The 21,222-nt window shown below is 49.3% G+C and carries 19 protein-coding genes; 7 read left to right on the top strand and 12 right to left on the bottom strand.

Going from position 1 to position 21,222, the window contains the following annotated elements; genetic code table 11:
• Window positions 1-11 precede the first annotated feature (11 nt).
• On the bottom strand, window positions 12-812 hold the full coding sequence (locus ONV78_RS03245; RefSeq protein WP_279501072.1) for a GPO family capsid scaffolding protein: 801 nt from the start codon (window positions 810-812) through the stop codon (window positions 12-14).
• 159 nt (window positions 813-971) lie between these two features.
• Between ONV78_RS03245 and ONV78_RS03250 the strand changes: the two genes are divergently transcribed.
• Together ONV78_RS03250 and ONV78_RS03255 are read left to right on the top strand one after the other, a co-directional pair.
• Window positions 972-2,717, top strand: coding sequence for a terminase family protein (locus tag ONV78_RS03250; protein ID WP_279501074.1), 1,746 nt, complete (start codon window positions 972-974; stop codon window positions 2,715-2,717).
• Between the two features lie 14 nt (window positions 2,718-2,731).
• On the top strand, window positions 2,732-3,709 hold the full coding sequence (locus tag ONV78_RS03255; RefSeq protein WP_279501076.1) for a phage portal protein: 978 nt from the start codon (window positions 2,732-2,734) through the stop codon (window positions 3,707-3,709).
• Window positions 3,710-3,754: 45 nt separating this feature from the next.
• Here ONV78_RS03255 and ONV78_RS03260 read toward each other — a convergent pair whose 3' ends face one another.
• Window positions 3,755-4,498 (bottom strand): hypothetical protein, encoded by a 744-nt coding sequence (locus ONV78_RS03260; protein ID WP_279501078.1) that lies wholly within the window; start codon window positions 4,496-4,498, stop codon window positions 3,755-3,757.
• Between the two features lie 175 nt (window positions 4,499-4,673).
• Between ONV78_RS03260 and ONV78_RS03265 the strand changes: the two genes are divergently transcribed.
• Complete coding sequence (locus ONV78_RS03265; RefSeq protein ID WP_279501080.1) at window positions 4,674-4,937, top strand: ogr/Delta-like zinc finger family protein; 264 nt, start codon at window positions 4,674-4,676, stop codon at window positions 4,935-4,937.
• A gap of 596 nt (window positions 4,938-5,533) precedes the next feature.
• Here the strand turns inward: ONV78_RS03265 and ONV78_RS03270 are convergent.
• The 6 genes from ONV78_RS03270 to ONV78_RS03295 form a co-directional block, all read right to left on the bottom strand.
• Complete coding sequence (locus ONV78_RS03270) at window positions 5,534-6,265, bottom strand: hypothetical protein (RefSeq protein ID WP_279501081.1); 732 nt, start codon at window positions 6,263-6,265, stop codon at window positions 5,534-5,536.
• Window positions 6,265-7,665, bottom strand: a complete 1,401-nt coding sequence (locus ONV78_RS03275) for a hypothetical protein (RefSeq protein WP_279501082.1) — start codon at window positions 7,663-7,665, stop codon at window positions 6,265-6,267. Before ONV78_RS03275 ends, ONV78_RS03270 begins: the two co-directional genes overlap by 1 nt.
• A gap of 192 nt (window positions 7,666-7,857) precedes the next feature.
• A complete protein-coding gene (locus ONV78_RS03280) occupies window positions 7,858-8,436 on the bottom strand; it encodes a 3'-5' exonuclease (RefSeq protein ID WP_279501084.1) in 579 nt (192 codons plus the stop codon).
• A gap of 64 nt (window positions 8,437-8,500) precedes the next feature.
• Window positions 8,501-8,668 (bottom strand): hypothetical protein, encoded by a 168-nt coding sequence (locus tag ONV78_RS03285; RefSeq protein ID WP_279501086.1) that lies wholly within the window; start codon window positions 8,666-8,668, stop codon window positions 8,501-8,503.
• Window positions 8,669-8,836: 168 nt separating this feature from the next.
• Window positions 8,837-9,391, bottom strand: a complete 555-nt coding sequence (locus ONV78_RS03290) for a hypothetical protein (protein ID WP_279501087.1) — start codon at window positions 9,389-9,391, stop codon at window positions 8,837-8,839.
• 457 nt (window positions 9,392-9,848) lie between these two features.
• Entirely contained in the window at window positions 9,849-12,503 is a 2,655-nt protein-coding gene (locus ONV78_RS03295) for a toprim domain-containing protein (RefSeq protein ID WP_279501088.1), read from the bottom strand.
• Window positions 12,504-12,998: 495 nt separating this feature from the next.
• Between ONV78_RS03295 and ONV78_RS03300 the strand changes: the two genes are divergently transcribed.
• Together ONV78_RS03300 and ONV78_RS03305 are read left to right on the top strand one after the other, a co-directional pair.
• A complete protein-coding gene (locus ONV78_RS03300) occupies window positions 12,999-13,316 on the top strand; it encodes an XRE family transcriptional regulator (protein ID WP_011400427.1) in 318 nt (105 codons plus the stop codon).
• The gene (locus ONV78_RS03305; RefSeq protein ID WP_279501094.1) at window positions 13,316-14,329 is read left to right on the top strand and encodes a tyrosine-type recombinase/integrase; all 1,014 of its coding nucleotides are present in this window, start codon (window positions 13,316-13,318) and stop codon (window positions 14,327-14,329) included. Before ONV78_RS03300 ends, ONV78_RS03305 begins: the two co-directional genes overlap by 1 nt.
• A gap of 447 nt (window positions 14,330-14,776) precedes the next feature.
• Here ONV78_RS03305 and ONV78_RS03310 read toward each other — a convergent pair whose 3' ends face one another.
• The 4 genes from ONV78_RS03310 to ONV78_RS03325 form a co-directional block, all read right to left on the bottom strand.
• Entirely contained in the window at window positions 14,777-15,508 is a 732-nt protein-coding gene (locus tag ONV78_RS03310) for a hypothetical protein (RefSeq protein ID WP_279501096.1), read from the bottom strand.
• Between the two features lie 144 nt (window positions 15,509-15,652).
• On the bottom strand, window positions 15,653-16,387 hold the full coding sequence (locus ONV78_RS03315) for a hypothetical protein (protein ID WP_279501098.1): 735 nt from the start codon (window positions 16,385-16,387) through the stop codon (window positions 15,653-15,655).
• Window positions 16,387-17,787: a hypothetical protein gene (locus tag ONV78_RS03320; protein WP_279501099.1), complete on the bottom strand. Its 1,401-nt coding sequence runs from the start codon at window positions 17,785-17,787 to the stop codon at window positions 16,387-16,389. Before ONV78_RS03320 ends, ONV78_RS03315 begins: the two co-directional genes overlap by 1 nt.
• A gap of 211 nt (window positions 17,788-17,998) precedes the next feature.
• Window positions 17,999-18,874 (bottom strand): LysR family transcriptional regulator, encoded by an 876-nt coding sequence (locus ONV78_RS03325; RefSeq protein ID WP_279501101.1) that lies wholly within the window; start codon window positions 18,872-18,874, stop codon window positions 17,999-18,001.
• 114 nt (window positions 18,875-18,988) lie between these two features.
• On the opposite strand from ONV78_RS03325, the gene ONV78_RS03330 reads away from it, so the two are divergent.
• Window positions 18,989-20,194, top strand: coding sequence for an MFS transporter (locus tag ONV78_RS03330; RefSeq protein WP_279501103.1), 1,206 nt, complete (start codon window positions 18,989-18,991; stop codon window positions 20,192-20,194).
• A gap of 65 nt (window positions 20,195-20,259) precedes the next feature.
• A complete protein-coding gene (locus ONV78_RS03335) occupies window positions 20,260-21,135 on the top strand; it encodes a transporter substrate-binding domain-containing protein (protein ID WP_216736011.1) in 876 nt (291 codons plus the stop codon).
• Window positions 21,136-21,222: the final 87 nt, after the last annotated feature.

The raw sequence follows: 21,222 nt of genomic DNA on the forward strand, positions 1-21,222 counted from the left end.
GGTGGTTGGAGTTACAGCACGCGTGGCGCGGCGTCGCCAAGGCCTTCAGGGGTGAGCGTGCCGGGCGCTTCTTCCAGGGCGGCGCTGAACTCCGCCTTTAAGTGGTCGTGCGCGGTCTTCAGGTCGGCGAACTCGGCTTTGATCTCCGCCAGCGCTTGCGCCAGATCCGGGGCTTCTGGTTCGTCTTTGGCGTTCAGCTTGTCCGCGAGGCTGGCGAAGCCGTCCGCCAGGGCGCGGTTAAGCTGGTTGAATTGGTCTTCCGTCATGGCGTGTTCTTGCTCGTTGGGTTCGTGGCTGGGTTCCGTCCGCGCAAACTTGCCCATAAGCCGGGAAAACAGGCTGGTCGGGTTGTCCACGCGCAGCGGCGCTAATTCAATCGGGGTGGTGAACAGGTTGTCCGGGTGTTGCGCCCGGGCGTTAAAGCGCAGTTCCGAGGTGCCGAGGCTGGCCGGCGAGTCAGTCACTGCCAGGCCTGCTAAGTAGGCTTTGCCGGTTCCCGCGAAATTCGGCTGGATCTCGATAGAGGTAAACAGCTTTTGTCCGCTGGTGTTCATCAAAATCAGTTGGTCCGAGGGGGCGATTCTGGCGAACAAACACTCCCGGCCTTTGTCGTCCTGTTCGTGCTTCACCGCCACCACCTGGCCGAGATTGCCGAAAATGCGGATGTGCTCGTACCAGATGTTCGCCGTGTATTCGGCGGGGTCGTAGTTGGTTGCCATGTCGATGATGTCCTGGGCGGCGATATTGCGCCCGTCAATCGTGGGTCCGCTGGTGGCCACTTTGACAAAATCGGTATGCAGGGTGCGGGGCATGTTCTCGGGTCCGTCAGTCGTTGCGATGACGCCAAGATAGGCCTTCCCACCGAGCCCGGCAAAGGCTTTGAATACGCGTTTTTCCTTGTCGTTTTTAGTAGGAATAACAAGGAGTTAAATCAGGATTAACGCCACCAAAAAGCCCTTACACTGGGCCGCATGTCATCACGTTACCCCCCTGAAATCATCGAAGCGGCGAAGGGCCTTTTTCTTCGCCATATCACGCCGGCGGAAATCCAGCAGCAGCTGGGGATTAATAACGTCCGCGTTATTTACCAGTGGATTGAGCGGCACAACTGGAAAGACATGCTGCAGCACGAAACCGTCGAGCAGGCCACCGCCAGGCGGTTAATTCATTTAGTGGAAAAAACCAATAAGGTGGCGGGCGATTACCAGGAGATAGACCGACTTAGCAACCTGCTGGATAAGCTGGCCGGCATTGATTTAAAGAAAGCCAAAACCGCGAGAGAGAAAGCACAGTCGGAACACGGAGACGCAGGCGGCCAACGTAAGAAGAAAAAGCGCGGCGTTAAAAATGACGTCAGCGGGATTACCCCGGAACGCCTGGAGACGATCCGCAAAGAACTGTTTTACGACTACCAGCACCGCTGGCACGATAACAAAAGCCAGCGCACGCGTTTTATTCTGAAGTCGCGCCAGATCGGGGCCACCTATTACTTTGCCTGGGAAGCCTTCCAGGACGCGATCACGTCCGGCGATAACCAAATCTTTTTATCCGCCAGCCGCTCCCAGGCGGACATTTTTAAAGCTTATATCCTCAAGTTTGCGCGCGAGTATTTCGATACGGAATTGAAAGGTGTGGACGTGATTCCGCTCAGCAACGGCGCGGAGTTGCGTTTTGTGTCCACCAATGGCCGCACCGCCCAGGGTTACCACGGCCATTTATACATTGATGAAGTGTTCTGGATTCCCGACTTTGATCGGCTTAACAAGCTGGCCAGCGGCATGGCGGCGCATAAGAAATGGCGCAAAACCTATTTTTCCACGCCGTCAGTGAAAAGCCATGGCGCGTACACCTTGTGGAGCGGCGAGCGCTACAACGAGAGCCGCCGTCATAAGGTCGAGTTTGATCTGTCGCGGGCGGCGTTACGGGAGGGCCAGCTGGGCCCGGATAAGGTCTGGCGTAATGTGGTCACGGTGGAGGATGCGGCGGATCAAGGCTGCGACCTGTTCGACATTGACGAACTGAAGCAGGAATACACCGACGCTGAATTTAAGAACCTGTTTATGTGCGCCTTCATGGAAGCGGGCCTCTCCGTGTTCAAGCTGGACGATCTGTTGAGCTGCGCCGTATGCAGCGGCGAGGTCTGGCCCGACTTCAAGCCCAGGCAGCCGCGCCCCTTTGCAAACTATCCCGTGTGGTTGGGCTACGATCCGGCGCGCACAGGGGACCGCTCCACCGTGGTGGTGGTGGCGCCGCCCATGCATCCCGCCGGCAAGTTCCGCGTGCTGGAAAAGATCCAGTTAAAAGGCGCGTTCAGTTATCAGGCGAACCGCATCAAGGATCTATTGGGACGTTACAACGTGCAGTTTGTCGGCATCGACTGCACCGGCCCCGGCCTGGGCGTATTCGAGCAGGTGAAAGCCTTCTACCCACGGGCCACGCCCATTCACTACAGCCTAAACGCCAAAACCGCCCTGGTGTTGAAGGCCATGGACGTGATCGAAAACGCGCGCATTGAGTGGGACGCCGAGCACACCGACATTCCTCAGGCGTTCCTCCAGGTGAAACAGACCACGACGGGAAACGACCTGGTCACCTATGTGGCCGACCGTAGCAGCAAAACCGGCCATGCGGACGTGGCCTGGTCGATCATGCATGCGCTTAGCAATGAACCCTTGGACCGTAAGCAACGCCGTGGCTCCATCGCCATGGCGGGATAAGAGAGCATTAGAAAATGAGCAAACTGACTTCCCCGACTGCGTTTAGCTTTGGCGCGCCCGAGGCTGTTTTAGACACAACGCTGACCTCTTACCTGGGCGTGTTCTTAAATCCCCATGGCGACTATTACGCGCCGCCCGTCAGTCTCACCGGGCTGGCCAAACTGCTACGCGCTAACGCCCATCACGGGACCATTCCCTATTTTAAGCGCAACATGCTGCGCAAGTTTTACGTGCCGTCGCCCGTGCTCAGCGCCACCGATCTGGAGAACGCCGGCTTCGATTACCTGGTGTTTGGCATGTGCTATTTTCAGCGGATCTTTAACCGCCTGGGTCAGGTCGTCCGCCTGAAGCACATCCCGGCGCTGAACATGCGACGCATGAAAGCCCCGGACCAGTTCTGTTTACTGCAGCCTAACCAGGTGGACCCGTTAGCGTTTCGTCCGGGGGAAATCATTCAGTTAAAAGAGTACGACGTGAATCAGCAAATCTATGGCGTTCCGCAATACCTGGGTGGCCTGCAATCTGTCTTGCTGAATGAGAGCGCCACCCTGTTTAGGCGCAAGTACTACAACAACGGCGCCCACATGGGCTTTATCTTCTACACCGCCGATGCGCAGCTGGACCCTGAAGATGAACAATCCTTGAAAGAACAGATTCGCGCCAGCAAGGGCGTGGGCAATTTTAGAAGCCTGTACATCAACATACCTGGGGGAAAGCCCGACTCCGTGAAAATCATCCCCGTGGGCGACATTGCCACCAAAGATGAGTTTGAGCGGGTCAAAAATCTAAGCCGCAACGACGTATTAAGCATGTGGCGCATTCAGCCCGCGCTGGCCGGCATCATGCCGGAGAACACAGGGGGCTTTGGGGATATAGAAAAGATCAGCCGCGTATACTATGAAAACGAAGTCGTCCCCATGCAGCATGTGTTTTTAAAACTGAATGACGAGCTACCTAGTCAAAAACAGGTGCGATTTATAAGTATGAAATAAGCTTCTACCTGAGAAGTGAAACGATTACCAACTATTCTATAGTATTCATTTTCCTTCTAGGTTATGCGAATTATACCTGCTTAACGCAGCCTGATGGATAAATTCAGAAATATTTAAATTCTCAATCTTAGCTGCCTCCTTGATATGGTCTATCTCAGAAATAGTAAACTCAGTACTAACCTCTATTTTTTTCTCGTTAGTGACGGCATAAAAAATTAAAGTGCTAGGAATAAATATCAATAAGGCAATAGATAGTTTTTGAATTGATAGAGGATACCTCGCATTTGAATCTTCTGATATGAAATTAACTAAAGTACATAGTATTAACATTATCGCATCAAAAAATAGCACCAACACAGAGAGCTGATAATATACCTCCTCCTTCTTACACAAAAAGATACAAAAAGTTGTCACGGAAACGCCCAATAAAACAAAGAAAGCCGGCGAAAATAGCTGTGAAACCCTTTCTGAGAGATGGCGAGCCTGTAAAGATACTATCTTATATGTTTTTGTATGTTTGGAAATTATCATTCTAAGTAGTGACAAAATCGTTACAACCAGCCATAGCGAAGCAATTGAAAGAATAGGGAGGTGATCAAATAATATTTTATTAAAATAATCTCGGTCCATGTTAGTAGGAAGTTTAATCAAGCTACTTGTATGAATCCCCGTGCTTGTAATAACTCCAATTGCTGTGAAAAACATAGCGTCATTAATATTTATTGGCAATAATCTTAGCTGACTTTTTAAAGCACTAATTAGTTTTTTAGTAATAAATTTAGCGTCCATTTTTTTCGTTTTATAACAATTTTTATATATGATTACACAGTCAATTTTAAACAAGCCTCTTTGAAAAATCTCTAAGAAATTTGCTTCTTCAAATCACTATAGATATGGGGTATTTATTACTCATTTTGGCGTAATATGGTATTATTGCCATTCACTTGAAGTAAGGGCGAAGTCGATGCAAGTCAACTGTGCAGAGTGCGGAAATAAGGCCATTATCACCAGTCGCCAAGTCTTAGACCCCAAACTGGCGAATCTATACTGCGTCTGTAAAAACGCGGAATGCGGGCATAGCTTTGTCATGAATCTGGCGTTTAGCCATACGCTCAGCCCGTCGTCGTTTCAGGCCAAGCGAATGATGATTGAAATGTTACGGGGGATGGATCGGGCCGAGCAGTTGGAACTACTGGCCCAGGCTCAACACAATGCGGGCGCTATTTAGTTTCCGCTTTAATCGCTTTCTGCGCTTTCTCCAGTTTTTCCTTTACGTCCTCAATGATGATATCGAACCCCTCCTGGCTTTCCTGGTTCAACTCTGGCCATGAATTTCGCGTCAAGCACTGCTGCATGAAACTTAACACTCTCTGACTATCCGTCAGCAGATCCAAAGTGTTGTTAATGTTTTTCGTCCTGGATAACAAAACTCGATAACTCCCAAATACTTCCTTTTACGCCTTCATGGCTCAGAACCTCTGATTGATCGAGGCCACAATTAACGTGGTGAATGTTCAAAGCATAACCAATCTGATAACAAACTGACTTGTTGGCTATAAAAAGATCAGATTTCACATTAGATTCTTCAGATAACTGTATGTAAATACAGTTGTTTTTTATACCACTTTTGCACAGGAACAGTGTGTAACAAATCTTTGTTAAATCTTTTCTGTTTTGTGAACTACGTCACATTTTGTCCCTGGTTGCTTATTTACTAAACGAGTAACCAGCACAACAAAGGCAGGGAGGAGAGAAGCCTTAAAATTAAAGAGAAGGCCAGAGCTAAAGCGCATAGCGCTTTACAGCGCCATGCGGAAGGGGGAGCTAACCGAACGTTATGTGAACGTTGTCTATAAACTCTTTAACAGTCTGATTCACTGCATCATCTAAGCCATGACCAGACTCATAATAGTCACGCCCGAGAGCGGAAGGGTTAAAAATGAATGCTAGCTCATGATCATCAGTTATCGGGGTGTGCCAGCGGCGCCTTTTGGCCTTATCTGGCATGTCGACAGAGTATGTATACCAGTTGAGATCATTAATACGTAGCCTGCTGATATCCTTACTAACTGTTGGGTATCGCCAAAAGTCCCTCTCTGGAATGATTGGGCGAACTTTTCTTTCTGGATTAGCTACCAAGTCTCTATTTATACTTCCCCATAATCCATCAGAAAAAACCAATAGCCACTTTTCCATATCCTCTGGCTTCAGCATAGTGTCTATTTCTCTATAGTGTGGATCTCTCCGGTGAAGTTTTACATCTAACGTTAAATATCCTAGAGCCCCTTCACCAAAAGGTTTATCCCAATACTTCCAGCCAGTTGTTAGCAGAGATACAGACATACCTAAATTAGTTTTTTTCCATTTTTCAAAAATATCATCTTGGTAAAGGTTTATATTCTCAGCGTATCTTTCAAAAGGGCCGCTCATCTCATGACTAGGACAACGAAAACGTAACCTCTTTCCAGATAGATTAAATCCGACCCAAGGGGCCGCTGAAAAGTCAGGGCCCATTGGGTTCAGTTTGGATGCTTTTAGCCTTTGGAGCCAGCGCATCAAGAACGTCTCCCAAGTTCCTTCATTACACCGATAAAGGATTTCCCTAAACCTTCATATTTAGCCTCAACCATAGTATTAAAATCACCGCTGCTCATATGTGGGTTCATATGCGGGTTGATTTCAGGGTTCATTGTATGGGTTGCGAATAAATTTCTAATTAACTCAGCGTTCTTATACAGAAGAAAGAGAGTGCTGCCTAAGCCTGACATACCGCCGACTGCTGCAGCTAATGCAGAAAAAGCGGACATATCTGCTGATATTGCTGCAATGATTCCACCCATAGACATGCCTGCGCTTGAAGCTATCAACCCCTGGGTGATGGCCGTATTTCTGGATTTTCGTGCGTCCCCTCTCAATTTATAAGAGTAGAGCTTGTACTCTGGTCCCAAATCCTTAACACGCTGGGCCACTTGAAATAACAGTTGAGTCCTCGCAATTGTGTCTCGGAAGTCATCCGACTGATTTTTGATGAGCTCTTTCGCCAACTTCATTTCTTTTATTTTAATGTGATCAAGAACACCCAGGATTGCTCTTGATGGAGCCCCAAAATATAGAGTGTGCATGTTCAGCTTAAAGTGTCGGGGGAGCTTGTTCAGAGCATTAAGAAATAGGTCGGCGCCATCACCATGAATAGTCCACTTTATTTCTTTGCCAGCCACTTGAGCGTCGTAAAGGCTTTTAGCAACGAGTTGTGCAGTAAAGTCCGCCGAAGTTACTTTTTGCTCTGGAGTTGTCCACTCTGTTCCCCTTGAGTAGAGAGGTCTTGGATTGTAAGCAAGTGTATAACCTTTGCTCTTATCCAGGCTATCATCTCCCCCGTATCCACCCTCTATTATCCTTGGTATAACTTTAGTAGCAGCATATTCCATGCTATCAGCCATGCCATTTATTGCAGCATGTGTTGTTTCTATTTTGTTATCAGCAGTCTCAGATGGAATCCACTCATCTTGGTCACATCGAATATGATATAAACCAGGAGTATGGCCTTTAGCGTGGTTCACAAACTCGATATCAGTGATATAAATGCCTGGTCCTAATCCGCCAACCGTGTCTTGCCGAATTATGTAGCTGATTCTGAGGTTTTCAACGATGTCTACATGTTCAAATGCATCACGTTTATTCGAATAGGATTGAAAACCGCCTGCGCAAGATCTCAAGCGCGAAAGTCTGGATAGGATCAGTTGTTCGGTATGACTACCCTGCATCTTCACCAGCTTGGCGAAGTGCATTCCCAATGAGCCGCCGGGCACATAAATTTTGCGGCCTGACTCATTGCCAACGCCATCAAACATCAAGATATAGCCAGATGCGGCATTACCAAAAGCACGTTTAAAGCCGAAATTAGTGAGGCTGTCCTGACTGATCGAAGGCTGGGGTCTCTTTGCGGGGGCGTTCAAGGGTAAATCTCCTTATTTAGGGTATCTCAGAAAGGTAAAACTGGCCGTATAGTAGCCAAGTCTAGGCAAACGCTGAATCAGCCTAATGGCATAAATTTTTCTGGTCAATTCTACCGAGTGAAACGACGGGAAAGGGCCAGCCAGTAGGTTTACCCACTGACTGGAGGATAGGGCTTATATTAAACGGGAAGGCTATAGATTAGTGTTATGATGTGCTGGCTTAGATAGTGCGGCGACGGCTCTAATCACTTCCACCGTGGTGAAGCAATCCGCCACAGCCCGGTGGGCTCCATACACTTCTATGCCCATTTGCGCGGCGGCTTTGGCTAAGCTCTGCCTTCTATAGCCGTCTCGTTTCACGTCGGGCTCTTTCCAATATCTGGCGTAAGCATTCATAGCGCATTGCCAGTCTGCTTCAATCATCGGCAATCTGTAGGCGGCGCAGGTCTGCTTTAATAGCCGACGGTCAAAGTCGGCATTGTAAGCGACCACAGTTTTACCGCCTATCGCTCGCCAGAGTGAGATATACACGTCTGGAAAGTTTGGCTTGTCCGCCAGGCTTTCGTTGGTAACGCCGTGAATCTCAGTGGCTTCCGGCGGCACTGGATTAAGCGGGCGCACCAACTGGTCAAACAATACATTCCCGCGCATGTCCATAACGCTGATTTCTATCACTTCCGCCTGATCATCCAGCCCCGTGGTTTCCGTGTCCAACACCACCACGCGGGAGCTTGTTAGCCATGCATTAAAAAGTTCTAATCCGATTTTCATTTTCAAAGTGTCCTAATAAGCAGAGGGCGAACGGTTGCGGTCCTCTGCTTGTGCTTCCATTTGGTTATTTCATATCGCCATTGTTAACTGGCGAAACGTCGTTGTTTTCGCTTGTCGTCTGCGTTGCTCTTTTGTTCCTGTTTCTTAACCTGCGGTGGTACTCGCCGCCTTTCACTAGATGCTTTAGCCAGGCGATGAAGTGGCCGTTGTGTTTCGGGTGATTGCGTTCCATTGCCGGCGCTTTCCTCTGCACGTTTCACCACGTAGAATCACACTCGGGCTAACGCATGAGCGCCTAGCAGAGCCGACTTGTCGGCCTGGTGTGGATTGGTTTCCGAGTTGCTTGTGCGGCTGGTAGCGTCCCCGCCAAGTTCGGCTACCAGTGCTCTTTTAAGATTGCTCATATCAGCAACCCCTCTATAACCGACTCGTAATAGCTATCCAGCACGCCCCCGGGCAGATCGCTTTGACTACACACGCCATGGCTGGCGACAAGTAATGTTCCCCACGCAGGCTTTAATAGGCTGGCCATGGTCGCCAGTAGGATCTGGTCGCGACGTTTGGCGTTGAGCAATGCCGCATTTAGCGCCGCCGGGGATCTCAAACCAATCTGCTCCAGACGCCTAACGCCCTTGTAGGCTTCTTTCATGGCTTGGATAGCAAAGGCGTTTTCCCCCAGCAGTTCGACGGCTTGGCTCCAGTAGAAGAAAAAAGCCGGGGTCGCCTGGGGAAGTTCGTGCGGCGCTCTGTAGTGGCGCTTGCCCAGCGTTTCGAGCACGGCGAGCCGGCCTTTTGTTTTCGCCTCATGCACCCAACAGCGCAGCGCCTGCCGCGAATTAAGGGTCTTCGACATGCCCGGCGCAATCGCCAGGCCGTTGCAGATCCCCGCCGCCCAGGTTTCCATTGGGCATAAGGGGGCCTCTAAAGTGGGCGCAATCGCCCCTTTATTCATCATGGTGTTAACTCCTTTACATTGATTCCGGGTCAGCCCCGGGCCTGAATCTCCCCCGATAATTGGGTGGGGGGTGTCGGGAATTGGTAACTTTGGTAACCAAGTTCCGAAAAAGTAATTTAAAACTATGTTTTTAAAGTATTTTTCTGCCTCCACGATTTGGTAACTAAAAGGTAACCAGAAGGTAACCTAAAAAGTTACCACGTTGATTTATAACGATTTTCCATTTTTGAAAAAGGGAACCTGCGAGTAACTTTTCAGAGCCTCAAAAGGTAACCTCGGTTACTAAAAAGTTACCTAAAAGTTACCTTTTTAGTTTCTCTATAAGTCATTGTATTAATTAATAAATTTAGTACTTTTTTAATAATGGTTACCAAAGTTACCAATTCCCGACACCCCCCTGAAAAAACGGGCTTCCCATGCTTAACGCGCACATAGGCGCACGTATTTACATATTTAGTTAGCGCTTAAAAACCCAACAATGAATGGTCTTTCCGAGCAATTTGCTTTTCACTTTTCGGGTGTCTGAGTACTTGTAACGCCGGCTATTCGGCAACAGCTTTTTCAATGTTTTAAGGTCCAGGGATCGCTGGCCATGGTTGCGGCACATCTCATCAAAATGGTTTAGGTTGATAGCGATCTCGCCCGTTCCGACTAGGTGGTTAAGCATCTCCACCAAAGCGCTTTGGTGGTACGCCTGCGGGTCCGGTTGCTGGTTCAGGTACTCGTATGAATCCCAGAACTCCGCCACCGCCGGATGGTCGTCCGCCAGGCGCTCCTGGCGACTGAGAGCCCGTCCATACAGATAATCGCTCAAACCACTGAAAGCGCTTTCATTAAGGGTTGGGAAGATATGTCGCAACGCTTTTGCAGCCGCCATTAACTGGGCGTGGTTTTTCACCAAACGCAGCAGGCTGGTTTTAATTTCCCCGCGGCTGGTGAAGACTTCCTCATAGTGATTAAACTCGTTGAAGAACGTGTTTAGGATCTGCGTTTCATTCTCCAGCGCCTTACGCAGAAAGCCCGCCATCTGGTCGACGCTTTGCCGTTCGAACCACTGCGCCAGCTTTCGCGTGCCAGATGTGTGGTGTTCCGTCGTACAGTGGCAATGGACAATCCGTTGCAGCAAGGGCGGCGATCCGTCCACCTCGGCATTTTGCGCAAACACCAGGCCGCCTAAAAAGAGCGGTTCTTCCGTGTCGTTGCCGCGCTTGGCGACGCCCAACGTTCCAACCGCGCGCCCGTTAAAGAAGGGTTTAAACTCGTCAAAATCAAACTGTTTCTTTTTCACGTCCGGCTCGTCGCCCCGGTCGGATTCGATCAACACCAGCGGCATGTTAGAGCTTTGCGTGAATGCGCGCCGGCGTCCGGCGGCCGTTGACTTCATGGCGTCGAATCCTTCGTAGTCGTCGCGCCCCAAGAGCTTCCAAAGAAACTCAATCAGCGTGGATTTACCGGCGCCCGGATCGCCCGTTAATTCAAGAAAGGGGAAGCTCTTGTGCTTCGCCCGGATCTGCTGAACGAACAACGAGCCCAGCCAGAAGGCCAGCGCCGTTAAACCTTGCCAGGAAAAGGTCGTTATAAAGTTGTCGATCCACTCCGGGTTAAACTCTCCAGGCTGCACCCGAAAGCCCTTAAAGCTGGTTTTGATGCCGCTCCGTTCCAGTTCAAAATACCCCTCCGCATTCAGTTCCAGTTGTTTGCCTTTGCTGAAAGCAAAGGTCTGGTAGATGTAGGCCTGGCTGTCGGCGTGATAACCCACATAAGGAATGGATTGAATCTCTTTGACCTTACGGTTTAACCACTGCTCATGCAGCATGGCCATGTCTTTGGAGCTACCGGAAAACGCGCCATAGCCTTTGGTGATCATCGCCTTATGAAAGCTAGACGGCGTGTCGATGTTGCTCCCGTCCAACTGGATTAACGCATCCGCGTTATTGCTGCTGTACTGCACCCGGAACACATAGAATTTTTCGTCCAGGATGTCGTCCCGCTCCGCATAAAGCAGCTCTGGCACAAAGTTACTGATGGGGAACGCCGTGCAGTGCTGACTAAAGGAGTCATAGCCTTTACCTAGCGTCAATGCTGCGCCTTCCAGTGCTTCGGACAGCTTATGTAAGTCCACTGAAACCGAATACAGCCGGTTCTCAAAGTCGATAACGAAGTGAGAATGACGCTTCCACAAATAGTACGCGTACGCCTTCCACATCACGCTTTGCGCCGTGAACATTTTCCCCCGGTATTGCGCTTCCTCCAGAAACGTATTGTGGATCATGTCCAGGCGGTAAAGGTCGTCCCAGTCCTTGCTGGTCCCGGTTAGAGATATCTCGACTTTTTCACCCGCCATCTGGAGCTTGGTGTAATGGGATTTCATGCTCTTACGGCCCGCTGCGTCATCATCCAGCGCCAGCACCCAGGTTATTTTTTTCCCTAGATAGGGTTTTATCGCCTCGCTTGGGTAATAACCGGCGGCCAGGATCGCCACCGCTTTACGCTCGGAGAAGTGCAGCGCCAAGGCGTGAAAGATCCCCTCCACGATATAAACGCGATCGCCTTGTTTAAGCTCCTGGGTCGGAGGCATCCACCACTTGCCCTTGACCGGATCAACCAACACCCAACGACCATTGACGTTATGGCGTTTGCCGCTGAAGTTGATGCGCTGGCCGTCGTCCTTCTGCTTGTCGATCAATCGTTCCCAATAAAGGGTCCGGTCGCTGTTCAGATAGAAACGGACCGTATTACACCACTCCTGAGACTTGGGCAGCTTGTAACTACCTTGCTCGTACCAGCCCACCATTTCACTAAGGGGGAAACGGCGATTGTGCGCCAGGTAGGCGTCCGCCGTGGCGTTCGGGTTTGCCTCCGTAGTGGGGAAGCGTTCGGAGTAGTTATTGAAAAGCTCCGGGTATATCTCCCGGGTTGTCTCGCTATAGCCGCAATGCTTTAAGCGATTGCAGCTGACGCGCCAGGGCTCCTTCATGCTGACGAAAAGCTCTTTCTTTCCACAGTTTGGGCACTTGCCCTGCTGTAGGTATTCCCCTACACGCTTGAAAGCGAACTGGCCATCGCTGGCCAGCGCCTCCGCTATTTCGTTTCTGTTATCGAAAATTTGCATTAGTCGTCCTTAGCCCCAGTTACCCTTGGCTTTCGCTTGCTTTTACGCATTCCAGTGTCAGCTGGGCGATGTTAATGAGGTGAAGCCTACCAATATGCATGGTTGGTATATTCCCTCTGTCAACTTGTCCTCTTACCTGGTCAACCCTCAATCCAGAATGCTTTGCAAAATTCTCCTGAGTCATCACTGGCGTTAAAACCACAACAGCCTCACTCATTAGTACAACTCTCCATTTAATCATGTTGTAACTTGGTCTTACGTGTTCCAGAGTATTATTTACTCCTTGCGTCTCGTCAGTCAAGTAGTATTAGATCCTAAAAGAGTAAATAGTGCTCTATTTGGGTTGCGGGTGCTCATAGTTACTCCTGAAGGCGTAAAAATTCTTACGTAACATTCACTATGTATGCAGCAAGGTGTAATAATGTGCTCTAACGTGGCCTATTAACGAGATCACTGGAAGGCCAACTTATGATCAAATTTTGAGAAGGCAAAGCTATGAAAATGAAGGCGGGTGATCGGCTCCAGGGACTAAGAGAATTGATTGGATTAACTCAGCGTGAATTTGCCGAACTGCTTGGTATTGACTATTTCCGGCTCAAAAATATTGAGCAGCAAAAAGCAAGAATGGCTGAGGATGAGTTCGCTCAAGTTGGATTGCTGATTCCAGAAATGCTGCATTGGGTTGCTTGCGAAAGTGATATCTCGTTAAGCGCTTTGCAAAACAGTGAGGCAAAGCTCTGTAGATTGATCGCAGCGAAAATAGAAGCAGGGCAGGTTCCTGAAGGGTATATGTTGGAGGAAAAAATTAAGTAATGGCTTTTAAGAAAGTTGCAACGGGATGGCAGGTTGATATAAGGCCTGAAGGGCGTGGAGGGAAAAGAGTAAGAAAAACATTTCCTAAGCTCCAGCAGGCGAAGCAGTGGGAAGCCGAGCAAAAGTCAAAAGCCTATTCTGGTGAATGGAAGGCGCCAACCAAGGACAAGCGAAGATTATCTGATCTTGTTAAAACTTGGCATGATCTGCATGGCCATACACTTAAAGATGCAGATAACCGGCTGCACGCATTGAAAATTTTGTGCGAGAAGTTAAATAACCCTATAGCCAAAGAGTTTACAGCCGAGGACTTTTTAGAATACAGGCGATGGCGACTTACGCAGAAAGTTAAAAACAGCAATAGGCTGGTTTCAGCAAACACGGTAAACCATGATCACATGTACTTATCGGCCGTTTTTAACAAACTGATCAAGTTCGGTAACTGGAAGCTTGAGAACCCCCTTAAAGGTGTCTCAAAACTTCGGATAGACGAACGTGATTTAACCTATCTGGAAAATGACCAAATAAGGGCGTTACTAGAAGCCCTGAAGAAATCAAGAAATCCCAATGTATTGGCCATGTCGAAAATTTGTTTGGCAACAGGGGCCCGTTGGGGGGAAGCTGAGAAACTGAATGCGGAGCAAATCAGACATAACAAAGTTCACTTTGTTGGCACTAAAAACAGTAAATCAAGAGCAGTTCCAATTTCGGAAGAATTGGCGGTTGAGATACTGTCAGGACGTGCAGAAAGAGGGCGCTTGTTTAGAGGAGCGGGATCAGAAGAAGCATTTGAGCGAGCAGTAAAGAGAGCTGGATTAACCCTCCCACACGGTCAGCTAACACACATCCTACGACACACTTTTGCTTCCCACTATATGATCAATGATGGGAATATCCTGAAGTTAAAATATATTTTGGGGCACGCGTCATTGGATATGACAATTCGCTACGCAAAACTGGCTCCGGCCCACTTGGCTGATGCAGTATCCAAAAACCCTCTTGCTACGCTTTAAGTGTCCGCATTGTGTCCACAGCAACGAGCTGTAAGGATGTGTAAGGAGTGGTTTGGCTATTATAAATCAGTAAGTTATGTTCTATTGTGTCCTATTGTGGGCTATTAAGTCGGATTCGGAATCAGGGAGATGAATATGCGAAAACACGCCCATCTTTGAACCGAACGCAAGTGCTGTTGCTGATTGTGACGACGACAAGGACTGTCATAGATCTGCGCCGTATTACTACTCCCCGGCGGGCCTACGCCTTCACTCTCAGTATAGTCCACCGCACCCCGGCGCGTGCGTGCGTTAACGAAATTTTACGGATTGGTATGTGGAGGATGGTTGTAGTGAAAGTTCGAGTATGTGAGCCGAAATTTTCTAACCTACAGACGTGCAAAATATAGAGGAAGGTTTAGAAGTGAGGCGCATAGCGCTTGTCAGCGCTATGCAGGAGGATGAGGGCTAGTCGAGCTTAATATGAACGTTTTCTATAAACTCATTGATAGTACGTTCTATTGCGTTATCTAAGTCATGCTCATTTGAGTAGTAGTCTCTTCCTAAAGGCTGCGGGTCAAAATCAAAAGCCAACTCATGGTCTTCAGTGATCGCAGTGTGCCAAACACGCTCTCTTGCTCTATTTGGCATATCTACAACGTAAGAAAACCAGTTAACCCCATTCACGCAGACTCTTTTTATATCATTTTCTGCTTTCGGATATCGCCAAAAGTCTCGCTCAGGATCTACAGGCATGGCTTGTCTTTCAGGGTGCGCCAGTAGTCCCTTATTAAACTCTCCCCACATATTTTTGTTGTATGTGAGTAGCCATTGCACCATTTCCTCTGGGTTTAATAGAGAGTCAATCTCTCTATAATGAGGATCCCGGCGATTCAGCCTAACTTCAAAATTAAGATAAGCTAGCGCGCCTTCTCCCATGGGTCTGTCCCAAAACTTCCAGCCCGTACTAATAAGGCTTAGAGACATCCCTGTATTATTCTTAGTCCATTTTCTGTAAAGATCATCTTGGTAAAGATCTACTAAACCAGACTGTTTTTTATAAGGCCCACTCATTTCGTGAGCTGGGCATAGAAACCTTAGCTTTTTGCCTGAAAGGTTAAATTCAACCCATGGAGCCGACGAAAAGTCCGGACCTAGTGGATTCATTTTTGACGCTTTTAGCCTTTTAAGCCATCGCATTAGCGTCTCCCTAGATCCTTTATTACATTGACAGTGGGTAGTCCTAGATATTCGTAATTAGCTTTAACCATTCTGTTAAAAATGTAATCGTCGGTGTAGTGATAGACGCATAGCGCTTGTGAGCGCTATGCGGGAGGAAGAGGGCTAGCCGAGCTTAATATGAACGTTTTCCATAAACTCATGGACTGTTCGCTCTACTGCGCCATCTAGATCATGATCATCATTATAATAGTTGCGCCCTAGGGCTGACGCATTAAAAGAGAATGCAACTTCGTGGTCTTCTGAAATTGGCGTATGCCATAAACGACGTTTTGCTTCATAAGGCTTGTCTACTATATAACTAAACCAGTCTATACCATTTATATTCGTCGTACTGATTTCTTCATATGTTTTTGGATAACGCCAAAAATCTCTTTCCGAATCGACTGGTCTTGCTTGTCTCTCTGGGTTAGCCGCTAACTCCCTATTAACATATCCCCATATATTATTGGTGTATGTAATAATCCAGCACTTCATATCATCTGGATTTAAAAGTGAATCAATTACTCGGTAATGAGGGTCCCGGCGTTGTAACCTGGCATCCAGTGTTACGTAACCTATTGCCCCCTCTCCAAATGGTCTGTCCCAAAACTTCCAGCCGGTATCTATTAGGTCTAATGACATCCCAGTTTTACTCTTTTTCCATCTGCTATATATATTGTCATCATATATATTTATTATTGCATCTGAGAATTTATTGAAAGGGCCACTCATCTCGTGGCGTGGACACAGAAAACTTAACTCTTTGCCAGATAGACTGAACTTAACCATAGGCGCGCTTGAAAAGTCCGGCCCTAGAGGGTTCTTTTTTGATGCCTTTAGCTTATTGAGCCAGTGCATCAAGAACGTCTCCCAAGTTCTTTCATTACGCCAATAAAGGATTTTCCGAGCCCTTCGTATTTAGCCTCAATCATAGTGTTGAAATCGCTGCTGCTCATATGCGGATTCATATGCGGGTTGATTTCAGGGTTCATTGTATGGGTTGCGAATAGATTTCTAATTAGCTCGGCATTTTTATATATACGAAATATAGTGTTACATATGCCGCCAGCACCGCCGACTCCTGCGGCAATTGCTGCATAAACAGGAATATCTGCTGTAATAGCTGCAATAATTCCTCCCATGGATAAGCCCGTAGCAAGAGCCATCCATCCCTGGGTAATTGCCGTGTTTCGGGATTTGCGTGCATCTCCTCTCAACTTAACAGAGTAGAGCTTGTATTCTGGTCCTAAACCCTTGACACGCTCGGCCACTTGGAATAACAGTTGAGTTCTCGCAAATGTGTCTCGGAAGTCATCCGACTGATTTTTGATAAGCTCTTTCGCCAATTTCAGCTCTTTTATTTTAATGTGATCAAGAACTCCCAGTATAGCTTTTGATGGGGCTCCAAAATACAGAGTGTGCATGTCCAGCTTAAAGTGACGGGGAAGCTTATTAAGAGCATTAAGCATTAGCTCTGCACCATCACCGTGTATACTCCATTTTACTTCCTTACCAGCTACCTGGGAGTCATACAGGGCTTTTGCAACTAGCTGAGCAGTAAAGTCCGCCGATGTAATTTTTTCCTCTGGAGTCGTCCATTCTGTTCCACGCGTGTATAGCGGCCTTGGGTTGTAAGCGAGGGTATAGCCTTTCTCTTCTATAGTCGTCTGACCATCACTATAACCACCAGCAATTATATTTGGCATGGTTTTAGACGCAGCATACTGCATATTCTCTGCCATACCATTAATTGCAGCATATTCAGTTGTAACTGAGGCTCCAGTATTTGTTGCAGGCAGCCACTCTGGGTCCGCTTTAATTACATGGTACAAACCAGGCGCATGTCCCTCAGCATGATTCACAAACTCAATATCAGTGATATAAATTCCAGGGCCTAATCCGCCAACCGTGTCTTGCCGAATGATGTAGCTGATTCTGAGGTTTTCAACGATGTCTACATGCTCAAATGCATCACGTTTATTCGAATAGGATTGAAAACCGCCTGCGCAAGATCTCAAGCGCGAAAGCCTGGATAGGATCAGTTGTTCAGTATGACTGCCCTGCATCTTCACCAGCTTGGCGAAGTGCATTCCCAACGAACCGCCGGGCACATAAATTTTGCGGCCCGATTCATTGCCAACGCCATCAAACATCAAGATATAACCAGATGCGGCATTACCAAAAGCACGTTTAAAGCCGAAATTAGTGAGGCTGTTCTGACTGATTGAAGGCTTGGGTCTCTTTGCGGGGGCGTTCAAGGGTAAATCTCCTTATTTAGAGTGTCTCAGGAAGGTAAAACTGCCTGTATAGTAGCCAAGTCGAGGCAGACGCTGAATCAGCCTAATGGCATAAGTTTTTCTGGTCAATTTTACTGTCTAAAACGACGCTAAAAGTCCAGTCTGTGAGGAACTTAGGCCGTTGAAAGGTGCATATATAATAACTTCGTTTTAAGGGGCGCTACTTTCCCCCTCAACGCCCACTATGCTCCAACAAAAACTCCACAAAGGCTTGGTTTGCTCGGGAGAGGTAGCCGTTGCGGCGCCAGGCGATGCTGAGGTCGAGCCAGATGGGGGTATCGAAGGGGATGGTGACGAGGCTTTCGTTTTCCTCCACTACCATTCCCAGCAGGGTGGAGATGCCGAAGCCTTGTTTGATGATGGATTTGATCAGTGGAAGCAGGTTGGTTTCGAAACCGATGTTGGGGGTGACGCCAGCGGCTTTGGCGAGTCTGTCGACCACTTTGCGGTGAAAATAGCCTTCCTTGAACATCACCAGTTCCTCCTGGAAAAACTGCTCCGGCGTAACGCTTTGCTGTTTGGCGAACGGGTGTTCCTGGGACACGGTCACCAGCATTTGCTCTCTTAGAAAAGAGCGAGCTTCCAACTCCTCCGGCACAAATTCCGCCACGATGACGCCCAGGTCCAGTTCTCCTTGCTCCAGCATTTGCTGCAAACGCCAGGTGCCGCCTTCGATGACCGACAGATTCAGGGTGGGATAACGATGGCGAAAAGCCATCAGAATAGGCGGGAAGTAAAAAGACCCCAACATACTGGGCACTCCCACGCGCACCTCGCCGCGGGTCAGGCCTTTCAACTCACTCATCTCCAGCGCGGCGTCGTCTGCGGCTCTCAGTATCTTTTCCGCATGGCGATACAGAATCGCGCCCTCGTCAGTAAGAGAAATGCGACGGTCGTTACGGTGCAGCAGCGTTAATGTCAGCTCCGTCTCCAGTTTGCGCAACGCCATACTGACCGCCGGTTGCGCGACTCCGAGGGATTCGGCGGCGCGGGTGAAACTGCCGAGGCGGGCGACCTCGTAAAAGTAACGCAGGCTTTTAATATCCATAAGTAATCGTTATTAACTGTATAAGCAGCATATATTTTATTGATGATAACTGTAGCTCTATAGTGATCCTGCATCCAGCTTCATTTCAGGAAAGGCGGTTGAGGGGCAGTAGTAATGATCGAATCGGGCGGCAGACAATTCTGGTTGGCGACGTTGGCGCTGTGTATCGGCTCCTTTATGACGTTCGCCAACGTCTACATCACCCAGCCACTGCTGCCGATGATCGCCGACGCTTTCGACCTGACCGTGTTGGAAGCCAACGGCAGCTTCACCATCACCACTCTGATGCTGGGTTTGTCGCTGCTCATATACGGGCCGCTTTCCGACGCTGTTGGCCGCAAGCCCATCATGCTCATTTCACTGGTCGGCGCTACAGCGTGCACCTTGTTGCTGACGCAGGTTGAATCCTATTCCGCCCTGGTTGCGCTACGCGCCGCACAGGGCTTTTTCCTCGGCGGACTTCCAGCGGTGGCCATCGCCTACATGGGGGACGAGTTCTCGCCCAAGGCGCTGCTGTTCGCCGTGGGGTTGTATATTGGCGGCAATAGTCTGGGCGGTATTGGCGGACGCCTGATAGGCGGTTTTGTGGGAGAAGCGTTTTCCTGGCGATCCGCCTTTGTGGCGATGACCATCGTCAGTGTTCTTTGCCTGATCGTGTTCGCTCTGATGTTGCCCAATTCTCGCGGCTTCACCCGTAAACCTCTGCGGCCGCGGCAGATGCTGGCGGACCTGGGTGGCCACCTGCGTAACCCGATATTGCTCACCTGCTACCTGATCGGCGGCCTGAATTTCTTCATCTTCATCAACCAGTACAGCTATATCATTTTCGTGCTGGAAGACGCCCCGTTTAACCTGTCCGCTCAGTATCTGGGGCTGCTGTTTCTGACCTATCTGGCCGGCACGGTGGGATCGTCCCTATCCGGCAAGATTGCCTTAAAAGTCCCTCAGCCCCTGTGCATCGCCCTGGGCGTAGCCATTCTGATGAGCGGAACACTGCTGACTTTGGCGCAAACGCTGCCCACGATTATTGCGGGACTGCTGATTAACAGCTTCGGTTTTTTCCTGGCGCATTCCTCCGCCAGTAGCCTGGTCAATCGCAGCGCCCGCGGGGCCAAAGCCAGCGCATCTTCTCTGTATCTGGTGTTTTATTATCTTGGGGCCAGCAGCGGCGGTTTTTATCTGCATCCGTTCTGGAGCGCCATGGGCTGGGATGGGGTCGTGCTGGGCTCCATGCTGGTGCTGACCGGCGTATTGGGCGCCGCTATCTGGTTATATCGTCGGGAATGCGAACCAGTTGGAGAACCTGACGTCTGCGTGTGATGCCTTCCTCTTTTGTCTATGCTTAACTATGGGGATTTTTAGTCTAGCCGGACGGGGAAAAGTTTGTGCGTACATTACGTTGGGCGGTGGCGTCCGCGTTACTGTTGATGACGCTCGCGGTTGCAGCGGAAACCATAGTGGTGCGATATCCGCGACCTGAGGCGGATGTGGATAAGCGGACCGAGTATCCGCTGAAGCTGCTTGAGCTCGCCTTTCAGAAAATGAAAGTCGACTACAGTCTGGTTCCCACCGATCAGTTGATGAATCAGGGGCGCGCCCTGCAACTGTTGCGTTCCGGCTCTAATCTGGATGTGGTCTGGAGTATGACTTCCGACGAGCGCGAAAAGGAATTGCTGCCGGTGCGCATCCCCATCTACAAAGGCCTGATCGGCTGGCGCATCTTTCTGATCAATGAAAGCGACGTGGAGCGCCTCAGCCGCCCCATGACCGCGCAGGACATGAAACAGTTTTTGATGGTGCAGGGCCACGACTGGCCGGACGCCAAAATCCTGCAGATGAACGGCTACAAAGTGCTGGGCACGCCCAACTACGAAACCATCTTCGATATGCTGGCGCGCCGCCGCGTGGATCTGTTTCCCCGCTCCATTGTGGAAATCTGGGCGGAGCTGGAGAACCATCGGGAAATGGGGCTGGCCATTGAACAGACCAAGCTACTGCGCTATCCCACCGCCTTTTACTACTTCGTCGCTCCGGATAACAAGGAACTGGAGGCGCTGATCGAAGAAGGTCTGCTGCGCGCCTTGGCGGACGGCTCCTTCGACGATATGTTTTTCTACTATCATGGCGAACTGCTGAATAAAGCCAAGTTGGCGCACCGCGAAGTGTACATGCTGACCAACCCTATCCTGCCTGAAAGAACCCCTCTGCATCGCGAAGGACTCTGGTATCAAGGTTACGAGGACTCGCCACGGGTGCGTTGATCCCCCTAGCGTCGCGCTTCCAGCGTTGACAAGGGCGTTTGTTGTCCTCTACCTTGCTCTGCGACGACGCTTCAAGCGAGCGTGATC

Source organism: Hahella sp. CR1 (assembly GCF_029813005.1).
Taxonomy (GTDB): Bacteria; Pseudomonadota; Gammaproteobacteria; order Pseudomonadales; family Oleiphilaceae; genus Hahella.

Bases quoted from the DNA above. Each gene is read 5' to 3' on its own strand.
- ONV78_RS03245 (WP_279501072.1), bottom strand. From the start codon at position 812: ATGCCCCGCACCCTGCATACCGATTTTGTCAAAGTGGCCACCAGCGGA.
- ONV78_RS03250 (WP_279501074.1), top strand. From the start codon at position 972: ATGTCATCACGTTACCCCCCTGAAATCATCGAAGCGGCGAAGGGCCTT.
- ONV78_RS03255 (WP_279501076.1), top strand. From the start codon at position 2,732: ATGAGCAAACTGACTTCCCCGACTGCGTTTAGCTTTGGCGCGCCCGAG.
- ONV78_RS03260 (WP_279501078.1), bottom strand. From the start codon at position 4,498: ATGGACGCTAAATTTATTACTAAAAAACTAATTAGTGCTTTAAAAAGT.
- ONV78_RS03265 (WP_279501080.1), top strand. From the start codon at position 4,674: ATGCAAGTCAACTGTGCAGAGTGCGGAAATAAGGCCATTATCACCAGT.
- ONV78_RS03270 (WP_279501081.1), bottom strand. From the start codon at position 6,265: ATGCGCTGGCTCCAAAGGCTAAAAGCATCCAAACTGAACCCAATGGGC.
- ONV78_RS03280 (WP_279501084.1), bottom strand. From the start codon at position 8,436: ATGAAAATCGGATTAGAACTTTTTAATGCATGGCTAACAAGCTCCCGC.
- ONV78_RS03285 (WP_279501086.1), bottom strand. From the start codon at position 8,668: ATGGAACGCAATCACCCGAAACACAACGGCCACTTCATCGCCTGGCTA.
- ONV78_RS03290 (WP_279501087.1), bottom strand. From the start codon at position 9,391: ATGATGAATAAAGGGGCGATTGCGCCCACTTTAGAGGCCCCCTTATGC.
- ONV78_RS03295 (WP_279501088.1), bottom strand. From the start codon at position 12,503: ATGCAAATTTTCGATAACAGAAACGAAATAGCGGAGGCGCTGGCCAGC.
- ONV78_RS03300 (WP_011400427.1), top strand. From the start codon at position 12,999: ATGAAAATGAAGGCGGGTGATCGGCTCCAGGGACTAAGAGAATTGATT.
- ONV78_RS03305 (WP_279501094.1), top strand. From the start codon at position 13,316: ATGGCTTTTAAGAAAGTTGCAACGGGATGGCAGGTTGATATAAGGCCT.
- ONV78_RS03310 (WP_279501096.1), bottom strand. From the start codon at position 15,508: ATGCGATGGCTTAAAAGGCTAAAAGCGTCAAAAATGAATCCACTAGGT.
- ONV78_RS03315 (WP_279501098.1), bottom strand. From the start codon at position 16,387: ATGCACTGGCTCAATAAGCTAAAGGCATCAAAAAAGAACCCTCTAGGG.
- ONV78_RS03325 (WP_279501101.1), bottom strand. From the start codon at position 18,874: ATGGATATTAAAAGCCTGCGTTACTTTTACGAGGTCGCCCGCCTCGGC.
- ONV78_RS03330 (WP_279501103.1), top strand. From the start codon at position 18,989: ATGATCGAATCGGGCGGCAGACAATTCTGGTTGGCGACGTTGGCGCTG.